This is a genomic window from Desulforudis sp. DRI-14, assembly GCF_052618305.1.
In genome coordinates, this window is the sequence record NZ_JBQXEZ010000006.1 from 47397 (window position 1) to 73710 (window position 26314).

The 26314-nt window shown below is 61.2% G+C and carries 27 protein-coding genes; 23 read left to right on the top strand and 4 right to left on the bottom strand.

Going from position 1 to position 26314, the window contains the following annotated elements:
• Positions 1 to 53 precede the first annotated feature (53 nt).
• Positions 54 to 2255: an acyl-CoA dehydratase activase-related protein gene (locus ACUM6F_RS05755; RefSeq protein ID WP_445348662.1), complete on the bottom strand. Its 2202-nt coding sequence runs from the start codon at positions 2253 to 2255 to the stop codon at positions 54 to 56.
• Between the two features lie 164 nt (positions 2256 to 2419).
• On the opposite strand from ACUM6F_RS05755, the gene recG reads away from it, so the two are divergent.
• The 3 genes from recG (at position 2420) to ACUM6F_RS05770 (ending at position 5102) form a co-directional block, all read left to right on the top strand.
• Entirely contained in the window at positions 2420 to 4528 is a 2109-nt protein-coding gene (gene recG / locus ACUM6F_RS05760) for an ATP-dependent DNA helicase RecG (protein WP_445348663.1), read from the top strand.
• Between the two features lie 97 nt (positions 4529 to 4625).
• On the top strand, positions 4626 to 4772 hold the full coding sequence (locus tag ACUM6F_RS05765) for a hypothetical protein (RefSeq protein ID WP_425621414.1): 147 nt from the start codon (positions 4626 to 4628) through the stop codon (positions 4770 to 4772).
• 72 nt (positions 4773 to 4844) lie between these two features.
• A complete protein-coding gene (locus tag ACUM6F_RS05770; RefSeq protein ID WP_445348664.1) occupies positions 4845 to 5102 on the top strand; it encodes a small, acid-soluble spore protein, alpha/beta type in 258 nt (85 codons plus the stop codon).
• A 125-nt stretch (positions 5103 to 5227) separates the two neighbouring features.
• Here the strand turns inward: ACUM6F_RS05770 and gpr are convergent, their stop codons facing one another.
• Positions 5228 to 6172, bottom strand: a complete 945-nt coding sequence (gpr, locus tag ACUM6F_RS05775) for a GPR endopeptidase (RefSeq protein WP_445348665.1) — start codon at positions 6170 to 6172, stop codon at positions 5228 to 5230.
• A 186-nt stretch (positions 6173 to 6358) separates the two neighbouring features.
• On the opposite strand from gpr, the gene rsmD reads away from it, so the two are divergent.
• From rsmD to ACUM6F_RS05790, 3 genes are read left to right on the top strand one after another with little or no spacing between them, the layout of a single operon-like run.
• Positions 6359 to 6916, top strand: a complete 558-nt coding sequence (gene rsmD, locus ACUM6F_RS05780; protein ID WP_445348666.1) for a 16S rRNA (guanine(966)-N(2))-methyltransferase RsmD — start codon at positions 6359 to 6361, stop codon at positions 6914 to 6916.
• An 8-nt stretch (positions 6917 to 6924) separates the two neighbouring features.
• On the top strand, positions 6925 to 7422 hold the full coding sequence (coaD, locus tag ACUM6F_RS05785; RefSeq protein ID WP_425622101.1) for a pantetheine-phosphate adenylyltransferase: 498 nt from the start codon (positions 6925 to 6927) through the stop codon (positions 7420 to 7422).
• A 29-nt stretch (positions 7423 to 7451) separates the two neighbouring features.
• Positions 7452 to 7898: an ATPase gene (locus ACUM6F_RS05790; protein ID WP_425621418.1), complete on the top strand. Its 447-nt coding sequence runs from the start codon at positions 7452 to 7454 to the stop codon at positions 7896 to 7898.
• Here the strand turns inward: ACUM6F_RS05790 and ylbJ are convergent.
• Positions 7881 to 9083: a sporulation integral membrane protein YlbJ gene (gene ylbJ, locus ACUM6F_RS05795; RefSeq protein ID WP_445348667.1), complete on the bottom strand. Its 1203-nt coding sequence runs from the start codon at positions 9081 to 9083 to the stop codon at positions 7881 to 7883. The genes ACUM6F_RS05790 and ylbJ overlap by 18 nt on opposite strands.
• 103 nt (positions 9084 to 9186) lie before the next feature.
• Here ylbJ and ACUM6F_RS05800 point away from each other — a divergent pair, with 103 nt between their 5' ends.
• From ACUM6F_RS05800 to ACUM6F_RS05880, 17 genes are all read left to right on the top strand, one after another.
• Positions 9187 to 9714 carry a YceD family protein gene (locus tag ACUM6F_RS05800; RefSeq protein ID WP_445348668.1) on the top strand — a complete coding sequence of 176 codons (528 nt, stop codon included), beginning with the start codon at positions 9187 to 9189 and terminating at the stop codon, positions 9712 to 9714.
• On the top strand, positions 9715 to 9897 hold the full coding sequence (rpmF, locus tag ACUM6F_RS05805) for a 50S ribosomal protein L32 (protein ID WP_425621421.1): 183 nt from the start codon (positions 9715 to 9717) through the stop codon (positions 9895 to 9897).
• Positions 9898 to 10003: 106 nt separating this feature from the next.
• Positions 10004 to 11014: a phosphate acyltransferase PlsX gene (gene plsX, locus ACUM6F_RS05810; RefSeq protein WP_426377505.1), complete on the top strand. Its 1011-nt coding sequence runs from the start codon at positions 10004 to 10006 to the stop codon at positions 11012 to 11014.
• Positions 11007 to 12002: a beta-ketoacyl-ACP synthase III gene (locus ACUM6F_RS05815; RefSeq protein ID WP_445348669.1), complete on the top strand. Its 996-nt coding sequence runs from the start codon at positions 11007 to 11009 to the stop codon at positions 12000 to 12002. Before plsX ends, ACUM6F_RS05815 begins: the two co-directional genes overlap by 8 nt.
• A gap of 51 nt (positions 12003 to 12053) precedes the next feature.
• Entirely contained in the window at positions 12054 to 13007 is a 954-nt protein-coding gene (fabK, locus tag ACUM6F_RS05820; RefSeq protein ID WP_445348670.1) for an enoyl-[acyl-carrier-protein] reductase FabK, read from the top strand.
• A complete protein-coding gene (gene fabD / locus ACUM6F_RS05825) occupies positions 13004 to 13945 on the top strand; it encodes an ACP S-malonyltransferase (RefSeq protein WP_425621424.1) in 942 nt (313 codons plus the stop codon). Before fabK ends, fabD begins: the two co-directional genes overlap by 4 nt.
• Before the next feature lies 1 nt (position 13946).
• Entirely contained in the window at positions 13947 to 14690 is a 744-nt protein-coding gene (fabG, locus tag ACUM6F_RS05830) for a 3-oxoacyl-[acyl-carrier-protein] reductase (protein WP_445348671.1), read from the top strand.
• A gap of 99 nt (positions 14691 to 14789) precedes the next feature.
• The gene (locus ACUM6F_RS05835) at positions 14790 to 15020 is read left to right on the top strand and encodes an acyl carrier protein (RefSeq protein WP_425621426.1); all 231 of its coding nucleotides are present in this window, start codon (positions 14790 to 14792) and stop codon (positions 15018 to 15020) included.
• Positions 15021 to 15049: 29 nt separating this feature from the next.
• Positions 15050 to 16294 carry a beta-ketoacyl-ACP synthase II gene (fabF, locus tag ACUM6F_RS05840; protein ID WP_445348672.1) on the top strand — a complete coding sequence of 415 codons (1245 nt, stop codon included), beginning with the start codon at positions 15050 to 15052 and terminating at the stop codon, positions 16292 to 16294.
• A gap of 6 nt (positions 16295 to 16300) precedes the next feature.
• Complete coding sequence (gene rnc, locus ACUM6F_RS05845; RefSeq protein WP_425621428.1) at positions 16301 to 17005, top strand: ribonuclease III; 705 nt, start codon at positions 16301 to 16303, stop codon at positions 17003 to 17005.
• Positions 17006 to 17073: 68 nt separating this feature from the next.
• Entirely contained in the window at positions 17074 to 17988 is a 915-nt protein-coding gene (ftsY, locus tag ACUM6F_RS05850) for a signal recognition particle-docking protein FtsY (RefSeq protein ID WP_425621429.1), read from the top strand.
• Between the two features lie 285 nt (positions 17989 to 18273).
• On the top strand, positions 18274 to 19071 hold the full coding sequence (gene mtnP, locus ACUM6F_RS05855) for an S-methyl-5'-thioadenosine phosphorylase (protein WP_425621430.1): 798 nt from the start codon (positions 18274 to 18276) through the stop codon (positions 19069 to 19071).
• A gap of 23 nt (positions 19072 to 19094) precedes the next feature.
• Positions 19095 to 20120, top strand: coding sequence for an S-methyl-5-thioribose-1-phosphate isomerase (gene mtnA / locus ACUM6F_RS05860; protein ID WP_445348673.1), 1026 nt, complete (start codon positions 19095 to 19097; stop codon positions 20118 to 20120).
• 66 nt (positions 20121 to 20186) lie between these two features.
• On the top strand, positions 20187 to 21440 hold the full coding sequence (locus tag ACUM6F_RS05865; protein ID WP_445348674.1) for an adenosylhomocysteinase: 1254 nt from the start codon (positions 20187 to 20189) through the stop codon (positions 21438 to 21440).
• A gap of 5 nt (positions 21441 to 21445) precedes the next feature.
• Positions 21446 to 22114, top strand: a complete 669-nt coding sequence (locus ACUM6F_RS05870; RefSeq protein ID WP_445348675.1) for a class II aldolase/adducin family protein — start codon at positions 21446 to 21448, stop codon at positions 22112 to 22114.
• A complete protein-coding gene (locus ACUM6F_RS05875; RefSeq protein WP_445348676.1) occupies positions 22114 to 23427 on the top strand; it encodes an amidohydrolase in 1314 nt (437 codons plus the stop codon). Before ACUM6F_RS05870 ends, ACUM6F_RS05875 begins: the two co-directional genes overlap by 1 nt.
• Before the next feature lie 284 nt (positions 23428 to 23711).
• Positions 23712 to 24887, top strand: a complete 1176-nt coding sequence (locus ACUM6F_RS05880) for a class I SAM-dependent rRNA methyltransferase (RefSeq protein ID WP_445348677.1) — start codon at positions 23712 to 23714, stop codon at positions 24885 to 24887.
• Between the two features lie 43 nt (positions 24888 to 24930).
• On the opposite strand, the gene ACUM6F_RS05885 is transcribed toward ACUM6F_RS05880, so the two are convergent.
• Positions 24931 to 26313 (bottom strand): aspartate aminotransferase family protein, encoded by a 1383-nt coding sequence (locus ACUM6F_RS05885; protein ID WP_445348678.1) that lies wholly within the window; start codon positions 26311 to 26313, stop codon positions 24931 to 24933.
• Between the last annotated feature and the right edge of the window lies 1 nt (position 26314).

A 26314-nucleotide genomic window follows, 5' to 3' on the forward strand; every position in this document is an offset into this window, starting at 1 on the left:
CCCGACCCTCTAGCACTCAAGTAGGGGAGTCAAGTTGCGGTAGATCTAACCTTTTAGCGTCTGGGACTAACATTTAGCTTTGGAGTTAAATGACTCTTCGAATTGAGTGCTGGGTCTTGCGGCGCGCGGTCCTTGAGGATGTCGAGGAAGGCCTCGACCCGCGTTTCAAACCCGGCTTCGCCCGTCTGGTCGGTGATGATGAAAGTCAAAACGGGTATGTCCAGTTCCTGCGACATCTTCACCATGATGTTTTGCGCCACGATTTCGGGCATGCACGTAAAGGGCATCAGGTGGATGATCCCGTCGATGCCCTCGCTCCCGGCCAGGGCCGTCAATCCCACGCTCTTGTGGCCGTGACCGCCGGGGTCCGTGCCGAGGTAGCGGTTGGCCGCTTCCTTGATGACGTGTTTTCTTTCGGTGGCTTTCCGTGTCGGGAAGAGATGCTGGTGGAACCAGCTCGTCGCCGAAATCTCGCGGTCCACCCAAACGCGGGGATCTTCGTAGCGCCCGAGCATCTCCTCCAGGTGGTGGTTGACGTAAGCCTCGAGCACAACCCAGATTTCCCCGACGATGCGCACCCGGACCGGGTTGGTGTCCTCCAGCGGGATGGCCGCAGCCGCCTCGCGGAAATCGCGGGCCAATCCCCAAACAGTTTCGGTGAGCGAAGCGTTTTCGATGTCCCTGATAAAGCGCCGGAAGAGTCTGTCTACCGCCCCGCGCTTGCTTTCAAAGGCCCGGATACGGTGGCATATCCGCTCGGCTTCGTCGATGGCCGCCATTTTGTGGTAGCCGAAGTAAAGCGCACGCAGGATCTTGAGCCAGGAAGCGTCCTTGGTTGTCCTCTTGATAACCGAGCGGAAGTTAGACCAGCGCTCGCCGAGCGGGAAGGGGGAATCGATGATCAGCATGTTGAAGTCGTGGCCGATTTTTCTCAACAGCTGGTCTTGGATCTGGGCGTACCAGCCGAGACGGCACTTGCCCTTGCCGCCGACCATCAGGATGTTGGTGGCCCCGTTCTGCAGCAGCCAGCGCATCTGCCCCAGCGTGATGGTGAACGGTAGGCAGACGAACTCGGGGGCCAGTTCCTTGCCCAGTTCGAGGATTTCCTTGCTGGCGTGCGGCGTCTTTAACGACTTGATCCCGCATTCGACAAGGGCGGAACGGATGGCGACGTCGAGGTGCCCCATCGTCGGCATGCCGATAATAAACTCCTCCGCGCGGACGCCGGGGACTGTCGCGGCCGAAACTTCGAGGGGCCGGTTTTCGTCGGGCCGGCCGGCTGTTTTCAGCGACTCCAGCGGCTGCACGTCCATAAAAGCCTCGATCCGCGTTTGCAGGCCCGCTTCCCCGGTGTGCTCGTCGACGGTCAGCAGCAGGAAGGGCACGCCGCGCCTGGCCGCCTCGTCTTCGACATAGCCTTCGATCACCGATTCCGGGCCGCATTCGAAGGAGCCCACCAGGACAAGTTTTTGCACAAGGTTGTTGCGGAGCAGGTACAAGGCGGCCCCCAGGATCCGGGCTTCGAAACTCCAGAGCCGTTCGCCTTCGAGGAGCCCCGCCACCTGGCGCCGCGCCTCGGCCGCCGGGACCATCTCCGCCGTAATCACTTTGCCGTAATCGCGAAAGCTCTTTAAAATGTCGATGGTGAAGGTGTCGTAGAGGATATAGGGGTGGCCGATAACGCCGACCCCCGGCGTGTCTTGAGGATGCTCGCGCCGGCAGGGCTTTTGGCCCCTGAGGTAGGCGAAGGCTTCGGGACCGGTAAGCCGCTGGTCGACGCAGGCGAGCTCGTACAAGTCCTGCGCCCGCCAGGCCTCGCGCAGCGCCTGAAGGACCCGTTGGCGGCCCACGTTGAAAGAAGACCCTATGCGGACGAAGCTTTCCTTCCAATTGTCCCTGTTGGCGAACAGGTTGATCTCGGGGATATGTATCTTGATTTTTTTGCTTAGCGCGTGCTTGACCATGTAGGGCACGCCGATAAACTTCGGGCAGCAGAAGTTTTTGGGCTCCATGCTGACCAGGCAGGGCACGAGCAGCTGTTTGTGGCCCGCGTCCAGGAGTTCCTGGGCGTGCGCGAAAAGCAGCTTTACGGCCAGGCAGGGTTCGTCGGTCGGGCAGACCTCCATCTTGTTGAGGGTCTGCTTTGTCGTCGGCGGAGAGACGATCAAGTCAACCCCGATATGTTCAAAGAAAGCGGCAAAAAAGGGGTAAAGATAATAATAGGACATTGCCCGCGGCATTGCGACAGTAGGCATCTCAGACCACCCTTAACTATCTCATCCGCTATAGTATGCCCGAATCAATTTGCCGATACCAGCAACATGTATTTTCTTACCTATTGGTAGGGTAACAGAGTTTACCTATCTCCGTCAATTTGGCTGTATGATTTTGTACGGCTAAGAAGGCTGGGAGTCCGTCGATGTCAAAATATAGGACAGGATTCCGATGGGGGAGCGAGTTCATGGCCGATCCCTTTGCGTTTGCCATCCAGTATCTGAAAGGCGTGGGGCCGTCGCGGGCCAGGCTTTTGGCCCGGCTCGGCGTGTTCACCGTCGGCGATTTGCTTTATTACTTCCCCCGCAGGTACGAGGACCGGCGGGTCGCCTCCAGGCTTGTTCCGGAAATGGTCGGGGAGATCGTTACGGCTTCGGGAATCGTGCTCGGCGGTGAGGATTACCAGCCGAGACGCGGGCTCAAAATCACCAAGTTCGCGCTTGACAACGGTACGGGGGTCTTCTACGCCACCTGGTTCAACCAGCCTTACGTTTTTCAGCAACTGCGCAAGGGCACACGGGTTTTTGTCGTGGGGAGGCTGCGCCGCTTCCTGAACAGTTACGAGATTGCCGTTCAGGAACACGAGGTCGTCGAAGGGGATGACCTTCTGAGTGCCGGGCGTATCGTTCCGGTCTACGCCTCAACCGACCGGCTGCCTCAGAAGACGTTGCGGCGGATTATCCGTCAGGCGCTTGACGAGTGGGCGCCGTCCATTGGGGAAACCCTTTCCGATTCCTTCCTGGAGCGCTACGGCTTGCCGCGTGTGCCCGAAGCGCTGGAAGTGATTCATTTTCCGTCCTCCCTGGAAAAAGCGGCAGCAGCGCGGCGCCGTTTCGCCTGCGAGGAACTGCTTTTGCTGCAGCTGGCCCTGGCCAGGAAACGGCTGGGCATCGGGGCCCGCGTTAAAGCACACCGCCACGGGGAGGACGGCCCGCTGGTGGCTGGCTTGCTGGAAGGGCTGCCGTTCACGCTTACCGGCGCGCAGAAGCGGGTCTGGCGCGAGATATCCCTGGACATGCAGCAAGGCCGGCCCATGCAGCGTCTCCTTCAGGGGGACGTGGGTTCCGGGAAAACGGTCATCGCTGCGCTGGCGCTGCTGAAAGCGGTGGAGAACGGGCATCAGGGGGCCATGATGGCGCCTACCGAGATCCTGGCCGAGCAGCACTGCAGCCGCCTGCGGGAAATGCTGGGGCCGCTGGGCGTCAAGGTCGGCTATCTTGTGGGGGGGCTGAGGCCGGCGGAGCGCAGGGCCGTTCTGGATGACATCGCTTCCGGAGCCGTACAGGTCGTCGTGGGTACCCACGCCCTCATTCAGGACGAGGTAAGGTTCAGGCACCTGGGCCTGGTCGTAATTGACGAGCAGCACCGGTTCGGGGTCAGGCAGCGGATGCTGCTGCAGGGCGCGGGACACATCACCGATACCTTGGTAATGACCGCGACGCCGATCCCCCGCACCCTGGCCCTGACTCTTTACGGCGACCTCGATGTCTCTGTTCTGGACGAGATGCCTCCCGGCCGCCTGCCCGTTAAAACCAGGCTGGTCGCCAGCAGCCGGCTCAACGACGTGTGGGGTTTTGTAAGGCGCGAAGCGCGCGCCGGGCGCCAGGTTTACGTCGTCTGCCCGCTGGTTGAGGAATCCGAGAGCCTGCAAGTCCGGGCCGCCTCCGAGCTGGCCGAGCGGCTGTCCAAAGAGGTCCTGCCGGACTTGCGCCTCGATCTCCTGCACGGGCGCATGAAGGGCAGGGAAAAGGACGCCGTCATGCAGCGCTTCCGCTCGGGGGAAACACAGGTCCTGGTGGCCACGACGGTCATCGAGGTGGGCGTCGACGTACCCGCCGCCAACACCATCATTATTCTCGACGCCGAGCGTTTCGGGCTGGCCCAACTGCACCAGCTGCGCGGGCGTGTGGGGCGCGGCAACGAGCAAGGCTGGTGCCTCCTGGTTTCCGACGCCCGCACCCCGGAAACCCGCGAGCGCCTACAGGCGTTGTGTTCGACGACCGACGGCTTCAAACTGGCCGAAATAGACCTGCAACTGCGCGGTCCCGGCGACTTTTTCGGGACCCGCCAGTCCGGGCTGCCCGAACTGAAAGTGGCCGATCTCGGCGACACCCGCCTTATCGCTCGCATGCAGCAGGAAGCCCGCGAAATCCTGCTTCGCGATCCGAATCTTCAAAGCTTTGAAAATCATAGGCTTAGTCAAGCGCTCGTCGCTAAGTACGGCGATTTTTTGCAAGGCCTTGGTATGAGTTGATATCCACTTATTTATCGTGAGTTTCGAACAACAATAATAAACAAACGGTAAACGGCAAAAGCGGTCGTTGACGGCGACCGCAACGGAGGTGGAAAGCGTGAAAAAGACCGTGTCTTTGCTCCCCGCGGACGGCGAATGCCGTTACGAGCTCGGCTACGAATTAAATATGGATTTTGCAAGATTAAACAAATTTGTAAACAAGGATGAAGAGGTAAAAGACCGAAACGGCGTTAGAAAGTGCTAACATAAAGCCCGGTCTGCGGGCGAATAATAGTATCAGGCTAGTGAATTAAAAATTCGAGGAGGTGTGATAAAGATGCCGAGAAATACCAACCAGCCTGTTACGCCTGGTGCTGCCAGCGCCTTGGACCGGATGAAGTACGAAGTCGCCGCTGAGCTGGGCCTTGCGAACTACGCCCAAATGAATAAGGGCGACCTGCCCAGCCGTGTTAACGGTTATGTCGGCGGCAATATGACCAAAAAGCTGGTGGCTTTTGCCGAGCAGGCGCTGGCCGCCGGCAACATCGGGCAGATCACCGGAGCCGCTCCTCTTGAGACCCCTCAGCAGCGTTAATTTCTTAAAACAGAAAACAGATGCGGTTTGTGAAGAAAGGCATACGGGAGAACAGACGGCGGCCGCCGCTCTGTTCTCTTTTATTCTGTTCCACAGCTATCCGACACCTAATACTACCTTGGCACCTACTGCAGGTAGCTTGCGTATTCTTGGGACGAAACTGTTTTATGCAGGGCGGCGTTCAAAGACCCTGCGATGATTTTGGCGCAGTTCTGGATCAAAACGTCGATTTCTTTGGGTGTAACCATTAAGGCCCCTCCGAAAGGCTGCAGTAGTTGCCCGATGATCGCTTCGGCGTGTTCTTGGGGAGGAATTTGCTGTTGGAAAGACTGATACAGCCTGTTGATCGCTTCGTGGGCGATCAAGGCGGCGTGGACGACGGTGGGAACACCGATGGAGATCACCGGCACACCCATTGTTTCCTGCGTGATGCCCCGGCGTTTGTTCCCCAGCCCGGAGCCGGGCCGGATGCCCGTATTGGCGATCTGAATCGAAGAAGCGATACGCTCCACCGACCCGGCGGCAAGGGCGTCGATAACGATGATCAGAGCCGGTTTGACCCTACTGACGATGCCTTCGACCACTTCGGCCGTTTCCAGTCCGGTGATGCCCAGAACCCCCGGGGCAATGGCGCTGACGGGGCGCATCCCTTCTTCCACGGCTTCGGGGACGTACTCGAACATGTGCCGGGTGACCATAACGGCGTCGACGACGCGGGGGCCGAGAGCGTCGGGCGTGGCGTTCCAGTTGCCCAGGCCGACGATCAGGACGCTGGCTCTATCCGGCAGATTGATCATCGCCGCCAGTTCCTGTGTCATCACCCGGACGATCTCCTGATGGGCCTTGGGATCGGTCTGCCTGATAGCGGGGGCCTCGATCGTGACATAGCGCCCGATGGGTTTGCCCATAGCCTGCGTACCGATGTCGTTGATAATTTCGACGACCGTTACCTGGCCGTTGGTAAAGCTTTTGCGGTTTACCGCGACGCCGGGTATTTCTCCGCCTGTCTGCGCCCGTAAAGCGGCATGGGCCTCAAGAGCCAGGTCTGAACTTACTCCACAAATCCTCATTTGCTTTGTCCTCCCTGATTCTTTGTAACGTTTTTAGGTTGTCTTGACTTACCGGCTTCAATACCCAGTCCGGCAGGAATTTGGCCGCTGCGGGTTAATTGTACCGGCCGGTACTTGCAAAACTATTTTTAAAAAGGGAAAATTGCTATAATAAACTTGTATTTTTCCTGTCAAGGGTGAAATTGCATGCGGGTCATCGGAGGCCGGGCCAAAGGCCGAAGGTTGCAAAGCCCCAAAGGGCCGGGCGTGCGGCCCACTTCCGACCGTGTCCGTGAAGCGCTTTTCAATATCCTTTCTCCGAGGATTGCCGGGTGCAGTTTTCTTGACCTCTGTGCCGGAACGGGAGCCGTCGGCATCGAAGCGTTAAGCCGTGGCGCTGAAAGCGCCACCTTTGTTGAAAAAGACGCCAAAACGGCGTCCCTCATCCGCAAAAACCTTGAAGCAACAGGTCTTGCCGACCGGGCCGCGGTTTGGGTGATGGACTTCCGCCGCGCATTAACGGAACTGGGCCGGAAGGGGCAAAGGTTCAACATCGTCTTCGTTGATCCCCCGTATCGCCTGGGGCAGGAAGACGCGGCTTTGACCGAGCTTGCGGCAGGGAACCTGCTGGTCAAAGGCGGCCTGGTGGTAACAGAGTCGGACAGCAGCCATCTGCCTGCCGCGGAGGTGGAAAACCTTTTTTGCTGGCGGCGGGAAAAATACGGTGACACCACCTTAAGTTTTTACCGGATCAAGGAGGCGTGAGCACGAACGTGCGCGTAGCTGTTTACCCGGGCAGTTTCGACCCTGTCACCAACGGCCACCTGGACATCATCCGCCGCGCCGTGCATCTCTTTGACGAGGTCGTGGTGGCTATCGCGGAGAATTCCCAGAAGGTCCCCTGCTTCAGCACCGCGGAGCGGCTGGAAATGCTCCGGCACGTCCTGGCCGATTTGAAGAGTGTCCGGGTTGACTCTTACCAAGGGCTTACGGTCCGGTACGCCCGGGCCTGCGGCGCCAGGGCCATCATCAGAGGGCTGCGCGCCGTATCGGACTTTGAAAACGAGTTTACAATGGCTCTGACCAATAAAAAGCTGGCACCCGAAATCGAGACGGTTTTCCTGATGACCGAGGCCTGTTACTCGTTCATCAGTTCGAGCGCCGTTAAAGAGGTGGCTTCTTACGGAGGGTGCCTGGACGACATGGTTCCGCCCTTCGTGGCCAAGCTGTTGCGTGCAAAATTCGGCCGGCCGCTGGAATCAGAAAAATAGAAACGTCGCCACTTAAGGAGGAGTCTCTTGTGGAGTTACTGTCCGTGCTCAATGAACTGGAGGAGTTCGTGCAAAACAGTTCCCGTGTCCCTATGACCAGGAAGGTCCTGCTCGACGAGGAGAGGTTGCTGGATTTTCTCGACCGCCTGCGCACCCTCCTTCCCGAAGAGGTGAGGAAGGCCAAATGGGTCGTTCAGGAGCGGGAAAAGGTCATCGCCGAATCGCGGCAGGAGGCCCAGCGCCTGATTGAGGAAGCCCAAAAAGAGATCGCCAAGCGGACCGAAGAAAACGAAATCGTGCGCAGGGCCAACGAAATGGCCGAGGAGATCATCCAGAAGGCCGAGCAGGTATCGCGCGAGATCCGCCAGGGGGCGCGCGACTACGCCGAGGACATTCTGGCAAGGCTGGAGTCCAGGTTTGACCGGATGATGCGCGAAATCGAGGCGGGCCGCAACGAGTTAAGAAACATGAAATAAACGCCGCATCGACCTCAAGGCCAGGCCTGTGCTCGCCAGCAGGAGGGGAAGGGTCAGGGCCAGCATGCACGAAGTCTGCAGCAGCCCGAGCCATTCCATGCCCGGAGCGGAGGCAACCCGGCCGGCCGGGAGCGCCGTGGGGCCGCAAACGGGGAACAGCACGAACGTCAGCAAGGCGGCCAGCGCCGCATGCGCGCAGCGAGTCGCCAGGTAGAGCCACAAGCGGATGTCGGTTGTCGAAATAAAGCCGGCGACCTGGGCCTGGATGGACAGCCCGCTCCAGGCCAGGACTATTTGTACGGCTACAAGTTTTTCCGGTAGGGAAGCGTTGCACTCCGCAATCATCCTCGTGCCGAGGGTCATCTCGAAAACCCCGTAGGCCATCGGCTCAAGGATTTCGGGGCTGAAGCCCAGGGGCAGCAAGGCGGCCCCCAGGCTGCGTGCGATAACCGTCAATACGCCGTAATGACCGAGGAGGCGGATGACGACGGCGAACAGGATGATGTACCCGCCGATGGCCAGGAGCTTGTTGACCGACGCTTTTACGGCGTCGCTCAGGACGGCGCCGGCCGGGCCGTTAGTGCCGATAAAACTAAAAACCGCCCGCGCCCAAAGCCCTGACTTGTAGCCGCTTTGTGTCCTCTCCGAGGGGGCATAGAACCGCATCGCCAGCCCGAGAATAAAGTTTGTGGCATAATGGACCAACAGGAGGAAAGGCCCGACGGCGGGGTTGTGAAACATGCCGACGGCCACGGCCACGAGGACGAACAGCGGGCTGGCGTTATTCGTAAACGCCACCAAGTGCTCGCCTTCCGCCCTGCTGATCATGTTTTCACTACGCAGGCGCGAGGTGATGGCGGCACCGATCGGGTAGCCCGAACTGTAGCCCACGGCCACCGGGAAGGATGCGGCGCCGGGGAGACGAAACAACGGCCGCATCACGGGTTCGAGCAGGACGCCGATGAAATGAACGACCCCGAGGTTCATCAACAGTTCGGACACGATAAAGAAGGGCAGCAGCGACGGGAACACGATGTGCCACCACGTTTGCAGGCCCAGGGTCGCTCCGTCGAAGGCTGTTTTGGGCTCAAGGACCATGGCCAGCACGAGGAAGAGGGCGGCCACGGTCAGAGCGATGCGCTCGCGTACATTGTGCACGGGCAAATTCACCAAACCCTTGTCCATCTTGCTTTTAGTCTATTGGCGCTGCCGGCCCGTTTAGACCAAGATTTTGTTGACAAGGGTAGGGCCTTCCATTATAATAGCTCTGTTGGATTGGGGTGGGTCTGTGTTTCAGATTGATCTGACCGATATTCGCAGCAACCCAGGCCAGGTATTCCAATTCACCTTTGCAGAAAACCTGGAGTCTCTCGAAGGCGAGGGCGGGAAGATCGTCTTCACCGGTCCGGTAACCGTCAGGTTAAGCGTGGTTTACCTTTCCGGGGTTTTCTGGATCGACGGTGCGGTACAGGGTGAGTGCGTCCTGCAGTGTTCCCGCTGCCTCGGCGAGTTCAGGCACCGGATCGACGTCGAACTCCACGAAAAGTACCGCCAGGGAGCCGCACAGCTGGATGATGAGGACGCAGTCGACGAGACCCTGGCCGGAGACATCTTAAACTTGCGGAACTTGGTTAAGGACAGCATCCTCCTGTCCTTGCCCATCAAAACGATATGCAGGGAAGACTGCCGCGGGCTGTGCGCCCGATGCGGCAAGGATCTTAATGAAGAGGCATGCGGTTGTCCCGCCGAAGACATCGATCCGCGCCTGGCCGTACTGGCCGGGCTGCTGAATCCGGCCAAAAAGGGGGTGGAATAGGTGGGTGTTCCCAAGAGGAGAACGTCTAAACAACGTAAGAGAACGCGCCGGGCTCAAGTGATGAAAATAGCTTCTCCGCAGCTTATCCCCTGTCCGCAGTGTAAGGCCCCCGTGATGCCCCACCGGGTTTGCCCGGAATGCGGCTACTACAAGGCAAAAAAAGTCATAAATGATGGAAAATAAGCTTTTGGTGTAACCAAAAGCTTATTTTCTTCTTTTTGTTGCTTTTGTTTACCATCTCGGTTATACTCACTTTTAGGATTTTAGCACTTCCGGGAGGTTTTCCCACTTGCTGCGTATAGCACTGGATGCAATGGGTGGTGACTACGCCCCTTACGAAGTTGTCAAAGGTGCAGAAAGAGCAGTCCAGGAACTCGGCGTCGAAGTGGTCCTGGTTGGGGATGAAGCCAAGATCCGACAGCAATTGACCGCAAGTGCCGGAATAGAAATCGTCAACGCCACGCAAATCATCGAAATGACCGACCATCCCGCCCAGGCTGTACGGCGCAAGAAGGACGCCTCCATCGTCCGCGCCGTCCAACTCGTGCGTGAAGGCAAAGCTGATGCCGTCGTTTCCGCCGGCAATACCGGCGGGGCGATGGCCGCCTCTCTTTTCGGACTCGGCCGGGTGAAGGGTATCGATCGGCCTGCCCTCGTTTCCCTCTTCCCCAACGACCGGGCCCAGACGGTTATCCTTGACGTGGGCGCCAACGTGGACTGCAAGCCTCATCACCTGCTGGAGTTTGCCGTGATGGGAGCCGTATACGCGGAGAAGGTGCTGGGTCTGGCAAACCCGAGGATCGGCTTGCTGAATATCGGCGAGGAGCGCACCAAGGGCAACGAGCTGGTTCAGGGAGCGTACGCGCTGTTGGAAGCGGCCCCGTTGAACTTCATCGGCAACGTCGAGGGCAGGGACCTTTTCCATGGCGGCATCGACGTTGTTGTCTGCGACGGGTTTGTCGGCAACATCATCCTCAAGACCGGTGAAGGCCTGTCGATGTTTATGGAACGCTTCATCAAGCGGCAGGTCGAGAAGAGCGTCCTGTCCAAGCTGTCCGCCCTGGCCGCTTTGGCGACGCTCAAGGAGATGCGCAAGAAGTTTGATTATAACGAGTACGGAGGGGTGCCCCTCCTGGGGGTAAACGGAGTCAGCGTGGTCGCCCACGGCAGTTCAAGAGCCCGGGCCGTCATGAACGCGGTCAGAGTGGCCCGGGATGCCGTGAAAGGCGGCCTGGTGGACTCCATTACTTCCGGGATCGCCGAGGTGAGCAAGAAAGGGGCACGAACGGTTAATGCCTGAACTCCGCAGAGCGGGTATCATAGGTCTCGGTACTTACGTCCCCGAGCGGGTCTTAACGAACCACGACCTGGAAAAGCTGGTGGATACCAGCGATGAGTGGATCAGGGAACGCACGGGCATCCGGCAGCGGCACATCGCCGCCCCCTACGAAGCCACGTCGGACCTCGGCGTCCGGGCCTCGGAAAGGGCGCTGGCCGACGCCGGAGTTGACGCCTCCGAACTGGATCTGATTATTGTGGCCACAGCCACCCCCGATACCATTTTCCCGGCCACGGCTTGCCTGCTCCAGGACCGGCTCGGCGCCGCGCGCGCCGGTGCTTTTGACCTGGCGGCAGGATGTTCCGGATTCATTTACGCCCTCAGTGTCGCTAACCAGTTTGTCAGTACCGGTGTTTACGACCGCGTGCTGGTGGTGGGCGCCGAGACGCTGTCACGGATCACCAACTGGAAGGACCGCACGACCTGCGTGCTGTTTGGCGACGGCGCCGGGGCGGCGGTCGTCGGCCCGGTCGAGAAGGGCGGCATCCTGGCCACGCGATTAGGGGCCGACGGTTCCGGCGGGGCCCTGCTCGACCTGAAGGCGGGGGGGTCAAGGACCCCGACGTCGGCCGAGACGGTCGCTCGGGGATTGCACTACCTGCAGATGAACGGCAGGGAAGTATTTAAGTTTGCGGTACGGGTTATTCCCGAAGTTACCAGTGAGGTGCTGGCCCTGGCCGGCCTGAGGGAAGAGGATATCGATCTCATGATCCCCCACCAGGCCAACGTGCGTATTATCGATGCCGCCGCTAAGCGCCTGCAGCTTTCATCTGATAAAATCCTGGTTAACGTGGACCGTTACGGCAATACCTCGGCGGCTTCCATTCCGCTCGCCCTGGAAGAGGCCGTGCTGACGGGCCGGGTCAAAAAGGGCGACCGCATCGTTCTGGTCGCCTTCGGCGCGGGCCTGACATGGGCCGCGGCGGTCCTAGAATGGAACGGGAAATAGGCGTTGCCCGCAACTGCATATGTGGGCTATAAAAGATTGGGAGGTTGACCGATGATCCGTACAAAGCTATGTGATCTGCTGGGCATAGAGTACCCCGTGCTGCAGGGAGGTATGGCGTGGGTTTCCGACGCCAGGTTGGCCAGCGCGGTTTCCGAAGCGGGCGGTCTCGGCATTATCGGAACGGGTCACGCCCCTCCGGATTTCGTGCGCGACCAGATCAGGAAGGCCAAGGAGTACACGGACAAGCCTTTCGGTGTTAACGTCATGCTCCTTTCGCCCTTTGTCGAGGAAGTTATGAAAGTCATTCTGGAAGAGGGCGTGGCCGTGGTCACGACGGGTGCGGGAAATCCCGGCAAATACGTGCCGGCCCTGCAGGCCAGGGGGACGAAGGTTATCCCCGTGGTACCGTCGGTGGCCCTGGCGAAAAGGCTTGAACGGGCAAAGGTCGACGCCGTTATCGCCGAAGGTATGGAGTCTGGGGGGCACATCGGGGAGCTGACCACAATGGTCCTGGTTCCCCAGGTGGTTGACGCCGTTAAGGTGCCCGTCATCGCGGCCGGGGGTATCGGCGACGGCCGCGGGGTGGCGGCCGCGCTGGCCTTGGGGGCCTCCGGCATACAGATGGGCACGCGTTTTGTCTGCGCCGAGGAGTGCACGGTGCATGCCAGGGTAAAGGAAGCTATTTTAAAGGCCAAAGACCGCGACACCGTGGTTACCGGACGCCCGACGGGGCACCCGGTTCGCTGCATAAAGAACAAGCTGACGCGCCAGTTTGAAGAGCTGGAAGCGCGCTGCAGGCCCGTCGAGGAGTTTGAAAAACTGGGCATCGGGCGCCTGCGCGCCGCGATGGTCGAGGGCGATACAGAGTACGGTTCGGTCATGGCCGGGCAGATCGCCGGCCTGGTATCCGAGATCAAGCCGGCTAAATTAATCATCGAAGAGCTGATGGCCGGGGCGGTTGAGGTTATGCGCCGCCTTGGCGGTATGGCAGGAGAAGGGCGATGAGGATTGCCTTTCTCTTTCCCGGCCAGGGATCTCAGTATGTCGGGATGGGAGCCGACCTCTACAAAACCTTGCCGGTGGCTCGGGATACCTTTGACGAAGCTGATCGCGTATTGGGCATGGCGCTCGGCGATCTTTGCTTCAACGGTCCCAAAGAGGAATTGCAGAAAACGGTCAATACCCAGCCGGCCGTATTAACGACGAGCATCGCCTGTTATCGCGTCCTTTTGGCAAGAGGCATCCGCCCTGACGCCGTCGCCGGCCACAGCCTGGGCGAGTACAGCGCCCTGGTTGCCGCCGGGGCCATACGTTTCAGTGACGCTGTGCCGCTGGTGCGCCTGCGCGGGCAGTTGATGCAGGATGCCGTGCCGCTTGGCACCGGGGGGATGATGGCCGTTCTCGGCCTCGACGAGCAGCGCCTTGAAGAAGTCAGGCGCGAGGCTGCGGCCTTTGGTTTGATTGAAATGGCCAACTTCAATTGCCCGGGCCAGATTGTCCTGGCGGGCGAAACGCCGGCGCTGGAGCAGGCGGTCAAGCTGGCCAAACAGGCCGGTGCGAAGCGGTCGGTGCTCCTGGCCGTAAGCGGGCCTTTCCATTCGTCCTTGATGCGGGGGGCGGGAGAGCGTCTGGCTCAGGTGCTGGAAAGTGTGGAGATTAGTACCCCGGGCATCCCCGTCGTGGCCAACGTCAACGCCTCCCTGTTGCAGGATGCCAACCAGGTACGGGCCGCCCTGGTGCGCCAGATATACAGCCCCGTGCGGTGGACGGATTGCATCCAGCGGCTCCTGGACAACGGGATGGACGCCTTTATCGAGGTCGGCCCGGGGAAAGTCCTTTGCGGGCTTGTCAAAAAGATCGCCAACCGCGATATTATCCTCCTCAACGTGGAGGATCTGGATAGCCTGGAGAAATCAGTTGCGCGGTTACAGGAGGTTGTCTAAAATGTTGCTTAGCGGCAGAGTTGCCATTGTTACAGGCGCATCGCGCGGCATTGGCCGTGCCATCGCCTTGGAGCTGGCGCGCCAGGGCGCCGATGTCGTCGTAAATTACGTCAGCAACGCTGCAGCCGCCGAAGATGTCGTAACGGCTATCGGCCTTCTGGGACGCCGCTCGATGGCCTACCGTGCCGACGTTTCCGACGCGGCCCAGGCGGCGGAGATGGTGGAGCGGTGCCTGAAGGAACTGGGGCGCCTCGACATCGTGGTGAATAACGCGGGCATAACCCGCGACAACTTGGTCCTGCGTATGAAGGAGGATGACTGGGACCGGGTTTTGTCGGTCAACCTCAAGGGAGCCTTCAACCTGTCCAAGAGCTGTTTAAAGCCGCTCCTGAAGGCCAGGGCCGGACGCATCATCAACATCAGTTCCGTGATCGGCCTCAGGGGTAACGCCGGCCAGGCGAATTACGCCGCCGCCAAAGCGGGATTGCTGGGCCTGACCAAGTCACTGGCCAAGGAGCTCGGTTCGCGTAATATCACGGTCAATGCCGTGGCTCCGGGGTTTATTGTGACGGAGATGACCGACGTGCTTCCTAAAGAGGCAAAAGAGAAGATGCTCGGCGAAATCCCGCTCGGCCGGTTCGGCCAGCCCGAGGAAGTAGCCGCCCTGGTGGCCTTCCTTGCTTCGGACGCCGCAAGTTATATTACCGGCCAGGTCATCGCCGTGGACGGGGGCATGGCCGTTTAGAATCCCGGCCCGGCGGTCAAATTGTGTGTAAACCTTGTCTTTATACCATTGTTTTGCATGCCTTCTCCGATCTTTTTCAGGAAGGGGGTGAAAGTAGGGATGAACACATTTGACAAGGTCAAAGAGATCATCGTCGAGCAGCTTGGCGTTGAAGAGGATGAGGTGACTCCCGAAGCTGCTTTCGTGGATGATCTCGGGGCGGACTCGCTGGACCTGGTGGAACTGGTAATGGCTTTTGAGGAGGCCTTTGATACCGAAATCCCTGACGATGAGGCTGAGAAGATCCGGACTGTTGGAGACGCCGTTAAGTATATTCAGGATCGTCAGTAACAGTCTTTCGCCCCCTGGGAGGTGTGGTTTTGCGGGTACGGACAGTAATAACCGGTTTGGGTGTGATCTCCCCTCTGGGGCTGGGTGTCAAAACCTTCTGGGAGGCCCTGGTAGCCGGAAAATCGGGGATCAGGAGAATCACGCAGTTCGACGCGTCGAGTTTCCGCACCCGGATAGCCGGTGAGGTACCCGATTTCGATCCCGTACAGTTTATCGACAAGAAGGAAGCCCGCCGCATGGACCGCTACACGCAATTCGCCGTGGCTGCGACGGGTTTGGCAATCGAAGACGCCGGGCTCGAACTTGACAGCCTGCAGCGCGACCGCGTGGGCGTTATTTTGGGTTCCGGTATCGGCGGGATGCGGACTCTGGAAGAACAAGCCAGGATCCTGTTCGAGCGCGGACCGGACCGGGTTTCTCCTCTCTTTGTCCCGATGATGATCGGCAATATGGCCGCGGCGCAGATCGCCTTGACTTACCGTCTCTGCGGTCCCAACGCTACCGTGGTCACCGCCTGTGCGTCGAGCAACAACGCCATCGGCGACGCCTGCCAGATTCTCCGGCGCGGCGAGGCCGACGTTATGATCACCGGCGGGACGGAGGCGGCCATTACCCCGCTGGCGCTAGCGGGTTTTTGCGCGATGAAGGCGCTTTCCACGCGCAACGACGAGCCGGAAAGAGCAAGCCGGCCGTTCGATGCCGAGCGGGACGGCTTCGTAATGGCTGAGGGGAGTGCTGTCCTTGTCGTGGAGACCGAGGAGCATGCGCTGAAGCGGGGAGCGCGTATCTACGCCGAGATTTGCGGCTACGGCTCCACTTGCGATGCCTACCACATCACCGCTCCCGACCCGGAAGGGACGGGCGCTGCGTACTCGATGGTCAAGGCCATGACCGATGCCGGCATAACGCCGGACGAGGTGGATTACATCAACGCCCACGGGACTTCGACCCCGCTGGGGGACGTGGCTGAGGTCAAGGCGATCAAACGGGCTCTTGGACCCGCTGCGACGAAGGTGGCGGTCAGTTCGTCCAAGTCGATGACGGGCCATCTTTTGGGGGCGGCAGGGGGGATTGAGGCTGCGGCCTGTGCCCTGGCGATCGCCCACGAGGTGATTCCACCGACCATTAACTACGAGCAGCCCGACCCGGAATGCGACCTTGACTTCGTTCCGAACAAAGCCCGTAAAGCTAAAGTGAGAGTGGCCCTTTCCAACGCCTTCGGTTTTGGCGGGCATAACGCCACCCTTGCCCTGAGGCGATACGAGGGACGGTGAAGGTGAATGACGCCGCCGGTCAGCCTGGACGAACTTCAGGCCGGTATCGGTGTAAGATGGGATAACGAGGAACTTTTGCGTGAAGCTCTTACGCACAGCTCTTATTCATTCGAACATCCCGAGGCAAAAAATAACCAGCGCCTCGAATTCCTTGGGGACGCGGTGCTGGAAATACTTATCAGTGACTATCTTTTTACGCTGCTCCCCCACAGTAACGAAGGCGAATTGACCAAGATCCGGGCCACCGTGGTATGCGAGCCCGCGCTTGCTTCGGTGGCGCGTGCTCTCGGCCTGGGCGCGGCCTTGCGCATGGGGCGCGGGGAGGAAATTTCGGGCGGGCGGGAACGCCCTTCCGTTCTCGCCGACACTTTTGAGGCTGTTCTGGGCTCGCTTTACCTGGACCAGGGGCTCGAAGCCGCGCGGCGGTTCGTCGTGGCCCACCTGGGGCCGCTGGTGGAGGAGGTTCTCCGCGGGAGACGCGATCCGGACTACAAGACGCGCCTGCAGGAACTCCTGCAGCGGCGCTCGCCGGAGCCGATCCGCTACCTGATCATGCGGGAGGAAGGCCCGGATCACAACAAGCTGTTTACGGCCGGCGTCGTCTATCGCGGGCAGATCCTGGGGGAAGGGACGGGAAGGACCAAGAAGGAAGCGGAGCAATACGCGGCCAGAGAAGCACTGAGGCGATTTGAAAACGAGCAGCATCATTAAAAACAGCCTACAGGGACGCGATGCGCTCTCGCGGGAGCGCGGGCAGTCCCTTTTTTATGGAGGACGGCATGGGTTTTTTCAGCAAACTGAAGCAGAGCCTGACCAAGACGCGCGAGGCCATCTCCGAGAAGGTGGAGGGCGTCATCTACGGGAAAACGACGGTGGATGAGTACCTGTATGAGGACCTGGAGGACGTCCTCATCCAGTCCGACGTGGGTGTCTCGACCTCGATGGCCTTGGTGGAAAAACTGCGCGAGGCTATGAAAGAGTGCCGGTCCGACGACCCGACAAAGCTGCGCCCGCTCCTTAGGGAGAAGATCGCCGAGCTTTTTGCCGGGGACGGCGTAGCCGAGCTGAATGTCGAGGCGCCTCCCCCGGCGGTGATTATGGTAGTGGGCGTGAACGGGACCGGCAAGACCACCACGATCGGCAAGCTGGCATACTTACTCAAGAAGAGGGGCAAGAAGGTCCTGCTTGCTGCCGGCGACACGTTCCGGGCGGCGGCCATCGAGCAGCTCGAAGTCTGGGGACAGCGAGCGGGCTGCGAGGTCATCAAGCATCGCGAGGGCTCCGACCCCGCCGCCGTGGTCTTTGACGCCATCCAAGCCGCGCGGGCCCGGAAATACGACGTTGTAATCGTCGATACGGCCGGGCGCCTGCACACCAAGTCCAACCTGATGGAGGAGCTTAAGAAGGTCTTCCGCGTGATCGGGCGGGAGGTCCCCGGCGCGCCGCACGAGGTCCTGTTGGTCCTTGACGCAACGACGGGACACAATGCCATTACCCAGGCCGAGATGTTCAAACAGGCCGTGGGAGTTACGGGGGTCGTGCTTACGAAGCTGGACGGGACGGCCAAAGGCGGCATCGTCGTGGCCATCAAACAGGTGCTGGACATCCCGGTTAAGCTCGTCGGGGTCGGTGAGGGCATCGAGGACCTGGAGCCTTTCGATCCCGGGGAGTTTGTTGAAGGGCTCCTCGGATAAGTATTTTGTCACTCTTATCATTATATGGTTCGTTGCAACGGGGCGGGCTTTTAGCCTGCCTTTTCGGTAGTCGTAGTTATGGGATTCGCTGTCGCGAATCCCTACTATCCCGACGACCGACGACCGCTTACCGGCGACCGAATTGGACGTCCTCGCCGGACTTAAACGGGCACCTCGCCTTCGTTTAGTGAATGCTGTTTTGGGAGGAAATATAGGGTAAAGAAACGAATACTAGCAGGTAGCTTAAAACACCCTAACGTTAACTTGCAGAAGGAGGACGCCAAGGTGCCGGTGCACATCGCTGTGATCGGGGGAACCGGGGTTTACAGCCCCGATATTCTGAGTGACGTCCGCGACCAGACGGTCCAGACGAAATACGGTGACGTGACCTTGAAGGTCGGCAGGTTCAAGGACCGCGAGGTGGCTTTCCTGGCCCGGCACGGCAGCGGGCACACCGTGCCGCCTCACCTGGTCAACTACCGCGCCAATATCATGGCCCTGAAGAAGCTGGGCGTGCAGTGCATCCTCGCCACTGCCGCCGTCGGCTCGCTGAACCCGGCGATGAAGCCGGGCGACATGGTTTTCGTGGACCAGTTCCTGGACTTTACGAAATCCCGGCCCCAGACCTTTTTTGAAGGCGGGGAGGACGGCGTGGTCCACGTCGACCTGACCGAGCCCTACTGCCCCGAGTTGAGGGACGTGCTGGCCCGTTCGGCGTGGACGCTGAGGCTTTCGGCACACTCTGGAGGCACGTACGCTTGCAGCGAAGGGCCGCGCTTCGAGACCCCCGCCGAGATCAACATGATCCGCCAGCTTGGCGGCGACCTGGTCGGGATGACCGGGGTGCCCGAAGTCGTCTTGGCGCGGGAAGCCGAGATTTGCTACGCGACGATAGCCATGGTCACGAATTTCGCAGCCGGGATCTCCCCGGCCCGCCTGACCCACCGCGAGGTCGTCGAGGTGATGGAGATTAACGCGGAAAACTTACGCAAGCTGATCATGTACGCCGTGATGGCCATCGACCCCGAGCGCGCCTGCGCTTGCCGCTGGGCCGTGAGCGGGGGCCCGGTCGGCAAACGTTGACGCCCGCAAGGAGTGTGCCTTTTATGGAAACCATGTACTTTAAGGACGGCAAGCTCTTCCTGCTGGACCAGACCAGGCTGCCGGAGGAAGTGACCTACGAGACCTGTGCAACCTACCAGGATGTGGCCGGGTGCATCCGGGATATGAAGGTCAGGGGGGCCCCGGCGATCGGGGCCGCCGCTGCTTACGGCATGGCGCTTGCCGTCCTGGCGAACGAAAGCGCCGACAGGGACGAGCAGACGGCGGCTCTTAAACGGGCTGGCGAGGAACTGCTGGCCACGCGTCCGACAGCCGTCAACCTGCGGTGGGCGGTTGAACGGATGCTGGAGAAAGCCAGGGCTTATACCGGCTCCCCGCATGAAATGGCCGGAGCCCTCCTGGCGGAAGCCGAGGCGATATTCAGGGAAGACGTAACCTGCAACGAACGCATTGGCATGTACGGGCAGGAGCTCGTCCCGGACGAGGCGCGGATTTTGACGCACTGCAACGCGGGCGCTCTGGCCACCGCCGGTTACGGGACGGCCCTCGGGGTGATCAGGGCCGCCAGGCAGGCCGGCAAGAAGATTACCGTCTTTGCCGACGAAACGCGGCCGTTCCTGCAAGGAGCGCGCCTTACCACTTTTGAACTGATGAAGGACGGCATTGACGTCGTGCTGATTACGGACAGCATGGCCGGTTACCTGATGAGCAGGGAAGGCGTCGATCTCGTCATCGTGGGTGCCGACCGCATCGCGGCCAACGGGGACACGGCCAATAAAATCGGCACTTACGGCCTGGCCGTCCTGGCCCACGCTCACGGCATTCCTTTCTATGTGGCCGCTCCCCTTTCGACGGTGGACTTCCGCCTCGAAAGCGGGGATGCCATTCCTATCGAGGAGAGAGCGGAGGAAGAGGTGACTCACTTCAAGGGGCGGCGCGTGGCGCCGGAGGGCGTCAGGGTGTGGAACCCGGCGTTTGACGTTACCCCCCGCCGGCTGATTACGGCGATCATCACCGATGCGGGCGTCATCCACCCACCCTTCAAGGAAGGGCTGGCCCGATTCGGTTAGCAGCAGGCGGTCGTCGGAGTCGGGCTGCTGCCTGACGACCGACGACGAATGGACAGGAGGGACACCGTGGATTACGAGATTCGCAACCCGGAACTCGCCCCCGAGGGCCGGATGAAGATCGACTGGGTGAAGAACCACATGCCCGTCCTTAACGCTATCCGCGCCGAATTTGAGCGGGACCGGCCGCTTGAAGGCGTCAAGGTGGCCTTGAGCATCCATCTGGAGGCCAAAACGGCTTACCTGGCCGAAGTGTTGCAAGCGGGGGGCGCCGTCATGGCCGTGACGGGTTCGAACCCTCTTTCCACGCAGGACGACGTCGCGGCCGCCCTGGTGAAAGCGGGGATCAGCGTCTACGCGTGGTACGACGCTTCACCCGAGGAGTATAACCGGCACATCGAGCGCACCCTTTCCTTCGGCCCGCAGATCGTTATCGACGACGGGGGCGACCTGGCGGCCATGCTTCACGGTGCCCGCCGGGACCTTGCTCCGGGGGTATGGGGCGGCTGCGAGGAGACGACCACCGGCGTGCTCCGCCTTCGCGCTCTCGAGCGCGAGAAACGGCTGGCCTTTCCGATGCTGGCCGTCAACGACGCCCACTGTAAGTATCTTTTTGACAACCGCTACGGCACCGGGGAGTCCGTGTGGTCGGGCATCCTGAGGACCACTAACCTGCTGGTCGCCGGTAAGACCGTCGTGGTGCTGGGCTACGGCTGGTGCGGACGGGGGGTGGCCATGCGCGCCAAGGGTCTGGGGGCTAACGTCATCGTCTGCGAGGTCAATCCCGTCCGGGCTATCGAGGCGGTAATGGACGGCTACCGGGTGATGCCGAGCCTCGAGGCGGCCAAGGAAGGCGACATCTTCATCACGGTTACCGGCTGCAAGGACGTTTTGCGCCACGACCATTTCATGGTCATGAAGGACAAGGCCGTTCTTGCCAACGCCGGGCATTTCAACGTCGAAATTTCACAGCCGGATCTTGCTGAATTGAGCGTAACCCGGAGGACGGTGCGGCGGAACATCGAGGAATTCCTCCTGGCTGACGGGCGCCGGCTTTACCTCCTGGCCGAAGGGCGGCTGGTCAATCTCGCGGCGGGCGACGGGCATCCCGCGGAAATCATGGATATGTCCTTCGCCCTCCAGGCCCTGTCCGCCAGGTATATGCGGGAGCACGCGCGTGAACTCGAAGCGCGGGTTTATACCGTTCCTCCCGAACTGGACCGGCGGGTGGCCGAATTGAAACTGACCTCGATGGGTATCGCCATCGACCGGCTGTCCGAGGAACAGGTCGAGTACCTTTCCGGTACGGCCGGTGAGGAGTAAGGCCGTTGGGCCCGGCGATACAGAAAGCCAGGGAAGACCTGGCCAGGGTCGGGCGCCAGGTGGCCGGGGCGGGCCTGGTGACCGGGACGTGGGGCAACCTTTCGGTGTACGTGCCTGAAGAGGGCGCGGTGGTCGTCACCCCCAGCGGGCTGGGCTACGACCGCCTTAACCCGGGGGACATGGTCGCGGTCGACCTGGACGGGCGGATTCTGGACGGCGCGCTGAAGCCGTCGACGGAGTTGGCCCTGCACCTGGAAATATACCGCGCCCGCGACGACGTCCGGGCCGTGGTGCATACTCATTCGATGTATGCCGCCGCCCTTGCCGTGGCCGGGGTGGAGCTTCCCGTCATTCTTGAGGAACTGGCCCAGGTGATCGGGGGAACGGTGCGGGTGGCCGGCTACGCCATGGCGGGCACGCACGAACTGGCCTTCGCGGCCGTGCAAGCCCTGGGAAGGGTCAACGCCGTTCTCCTGGCCAATCACGGGGTTGTCGGCGTCGGCCGGAGCCTCGATGAAGCCCTGCAGGCCTGCCTGACGGTGGAAAAGGGCGCCAAGGTCTACCTGCTGGCCCGGCAGGCCGGGAAACCCGGGGTGCTGAGCGACGCTGACGTGCGGGCCCTGCGCTCTTTTTTTGTAAAGGCCTACGGGCAGAGATCAGGGGGAGAAAGCTGATGAGACTGCTGCTGCAAGGGATGACCGTCCTGCCCATGACCGGGGCGGAGGTTATTGAAAACGGCGTAATCGGGATTGAAGACGGGAAAATAGCGTTCGTGGACCGGCAGGGCCCCGTATCCGAAAACTTCTTCGCCGACGAGGTCATCGACGCGCGGGGGATGGTCGCCACTCCCGGGCTGGTCAACTGCCACACCCACGCGGCCATGGTCCTCTTGCGCGGTTACGCCGACGATATGCCGTTGATGCCCTGGCTCAATGAAAAAATCTGGCCCATCGAGGCCAAGCTTGTCGCCGAGGATATCTACTGGGGGACGCTGCTGGCCTGCGTAGAGATGATCCGCTCCGGCACTACGACGTTCGCCGACATGTATTTCTATATGGACCAGGTGGCCAGGGCCGTCGAGGAGACCGGCATGCGCGCCTCCCTGGCCCGGGGGCTGATCGGCGTCGCGCCCAACGGAGCGGAGGCCCTGGAAGAAAACATTGCTTTCGTCCGTGAATGGCACAACGCGGCCGGCGGCAGGATTACGGCCATGCTGGGTCCGCACGCGCCGTACACCTGCCCCCCCGACTACTTGCGGAAGGTTACAGCGAAGGCGGAGGAACTCGGCGTGGGCGTCCACATCCACCTGGCCGAAACCAGGGCTGAAGCCGGGGAGATCGCCGGGCGGTTCGGCAAATCGCCCACCGTCCACCTTGCGGAAACAGGATTGTTCGAAGTCCCGGTGCTGGCCGCACACTGCGTCCACCTGGGCGAGCGGGACATCGAGGTGCTGGTTTCGCATCAGGTCGGTATCGCCCACAACCCCCAGAGCAATATGAAACTGGCCAGCGGTATCGCTCCCGTCGCCCGTCTGCTCGCTGCCGGCGCGCGCGTCGGGATCGGCACGGACGGGGCTTCGAGCAACAACGACCTGGACATGGTGGAAGAGATGCGCACCGCCTCCTTCCTACAAAAGGTCGCTCTCGAAGACCCCACTGTTCTTCCCGCGCCCCAGGCGGCGGCGATGGCCACCCTGGGCGGAGCGCGGGCGCTGCACCTGGAAAAGGAGATCGGCACCCTGGAGCCAGGCAAGAAGGCCGACGTCGTCCTCTGGGACTGGAGCGCCGCGCACCTTGCGCCGCAGCACGACGTCTTCGCCCACTTCGTTTACGCCGCCCATGCCGGCGACGCCGATACCGTGATCATCGACGGGCGAGTGGTGATGCGCGACCGCCGGATTCTGACCGTGGATGAGGGTGCCGTCATCGAGCAGGCGGGGCAGTGCGCCCGTCGTCTCGTCAGGGCCGTTGCGGAAGACGCGTCTTAGTTATCGCGCCTCGATTGCGCCGCGCGCAGGCTTGAGGTAAGCTTAGCAGAGGGGGCGATACGATGGGCGAAAACGATCTCCTGTACATCATCGGCATAGGCGTTGCTGTTATCATTCTCCTGCGCGTGATCAGGGGCGGCGGGTGATGCGGGTAGCGGCACCTGGATGGTGCTACTGTAAAGCCGGCCTCCACGTGTCTGTTATAGGACCTGTGGGGGCCTGTTTTATTCCGGGCCAAGGGCATAATACCATTCATAAAGGCTCACCCAGCGAGGAGGAGTTTCATGCAGGAAGTCAGACTGACCGGCGGCCGGCCGCACCGGGTCCTGGCTGGCCACCCCTGGGTCTACCGGACCGAGGTGACCGGGATCCCCGGGGACCTGGAGCCCGGCGCCATCGTCGACGTGCTCGACGACCGGGGCCGTTTCGTCGGGCGCGGCTACGCCAATCCTGCCTCGCAGATTTTTGTCCGCATCCTTACCCGGCTCAAGGACGAAAAGGTGGACAGGGCCTTTTTCCGCAGGCTGCTGGAAACGGCCGTCGCCTACCGGGAGATGTTCGTGCATGACACCACGGCCTACCGCCTGGTGAACGCGGAGGCCGACTTTCTTCCTGGGCTGATTGTCGACCGTTACGGGGACTACCTGGTCGTGCAAACGCTGGCGCTGGGCATCGCCCGCCGCCAGGACCTTCTGGCGGATCTGCTGGAAGAGCTTCTCCGGCCGAAGGGGATCTACGAGCGCAACGACGTCAGCGTCCGGGGCCTCGAGGGGCTGGAGCAGGTCAAAGGCCTGCTGCGGGGCACGCTGGAAAAGCCTGTTGTCGTGGAGGAGAACGGCATCAAACTGGTCATCGACATCGAGGACGGGCAGAAAACGGGCTTTTTCTTGGACCAGCGCGAGAACCGCCTGGCTGTCCGCAGCCTGGTTAAGGGCGCCCGCGTACTCGACTGCTTCTGCTATGCCGGGGGGTTCGCCGTCAACGCCGCTGTGGCCGGGGCCCGGGAAGTAGTCTGCGTGGACGTTTCCGCCGGCGCCCTGGCCTTGGCCAGGGAACACGGGCGGATCAACAACGTCGAGGAACGCATGGCTTTCCGGGAAGGGAACGGCTTCGACGTCTTGCGCGACCTCGCCGCCGAAGGGGAGCGGTTCGACGTAGTGATTCTCGACCCCCCGTCTTTCACCAAGTCAAAAAGCGCCGTCGAGGGCGCCCTGCGCGGTTACAAGGAGATCAACCTGCGGGGCCTGAAGCTCATCCCGCCGGGAGGGTTTCTCGTCACCTGTTCCTGTTCCTACCACGTAACCGAAGACCTGTTTACCGCCGTTGTCGCTGAGGCCGCCCGAGACGCCGGGCGGCAGTTGCGCCTCGTCGAGTTCCGCAGGCAGGCCAAGGACCACCCGATGCTGCTTTCAACCCCCGAGACCTATTACCTCAAGTGCGGGATTTTTCAAGTCTGGTAACAAAAGTAAAGCGGGCGCCGGGATGGACGGCTGCTTTTTGACATTACCGGCGGCTAAAGACCGCTCCCAGGCCTTTGGCGGCTAGCCCGAGGAAGCTCTTGCTGCGGGACAGGACGTCCTCGATGGCGTCCACCGTGCGGTCGATCTGCTCCTTGGTGACCGTAAGCGGCGGTTCGAGGCGGATCACGCTGGGGTTATTCAGGGTGTACACTGTGGCGATGCGGTGTCTGTTGATGAGTTCCACGGCCAGCAGGGTAGCTATGTATTCCTCCGCAAGCTTGTCGAGCACCCCGAAGGAGAGCTTGTTCACCAGGCCGGTGCCCTTGTCGCTCAGTTCGAGCCCGATTAAAAGCCCGCGGCCGCGCACGTCCTTGATCACCTGGTACTTTTCTTTGAGCGCTCGCAGCCGCGCAAGGAAGTACTCGCCCTTTTCGCGGGCCTGTTCAATCAGTTTTTCGTCCTGGATGATCTCGAGGGTGGTTATCCCTACCGCGCAGGCGATGGCGTTGCCCCAGTAGCCGCCGAAGGTAGAGCTGTGCATGATGGCCCTGTCCAGGGAACCGTAAGCCTTGCGCCAGTGCTGGTCGAGAGTGACGTAGGCGCCGGCGGCCACCATGCCGCCGCCCAGGGCCTTGGCCAGGCAAAGGACGTCGGGAACGACGTCCTCCCACTCGCAGGCGAACATCTTGCCGGTCCGTCCCAGGCCGGTCTGCACCTCGTCCGCGATCAGCAGCGCACCGTGTTTAGTGCAGAGCTCGCGGGCTCCGGCCAGGAAGCCGGGCGGAGGGACGATGACGCCGGCCTCCCCCTGAATGGGTTCGACGATGAAGGCGGCGACGTTGCCGCCGGCGAGTTCCTTTTCCAGGGCGGCAAGATCACCGTAGGGTATGGCGGCGGTCGGCTGAAGGAGGGGCTCGAAGGGCTCGCGGTACTTTGTCCGCCCCATTACGGAGAGGGCCCCAAAGGTCTTGCCGTGAAACGCCCCGTGGCAGTAGACGAACTTGGGGCGGCCCGTTACGGCCCGGGCCAGCTTGAGGGCACCCTCGACGGCCTCCGCCCCGCTGTTGCAGAAGAAAGTGCGGCAGAGGTTTCCGGGGGTGACCCTGGCCAGGTTATCCGCCAGGGCGGCCGGGAGATGTTGCATGGCCGTCTGCATGATCTTGGGATACTGCTCGACACGCCTGACGGCATCCAGGAGCCGGGGGTGGTTGTGCCCCAGGCTCACCGAACCGTAGCCGCCGACAAAGTCAAGGTATTCATTGCCCTGGACGTCGTAAAGAACGCAGCCCTCGGCGCGGACGTACTGGCGGTCGAACCGCAAGGCCGCCTCGGTGGCGGCCATCGAACCGCTAAGGTAGGCCTTCGACTTCTCGATTACCTCGTTCCTGCTCAGTTGCAGGGCTTGTTCCAGTCTGATCAGCTGCATG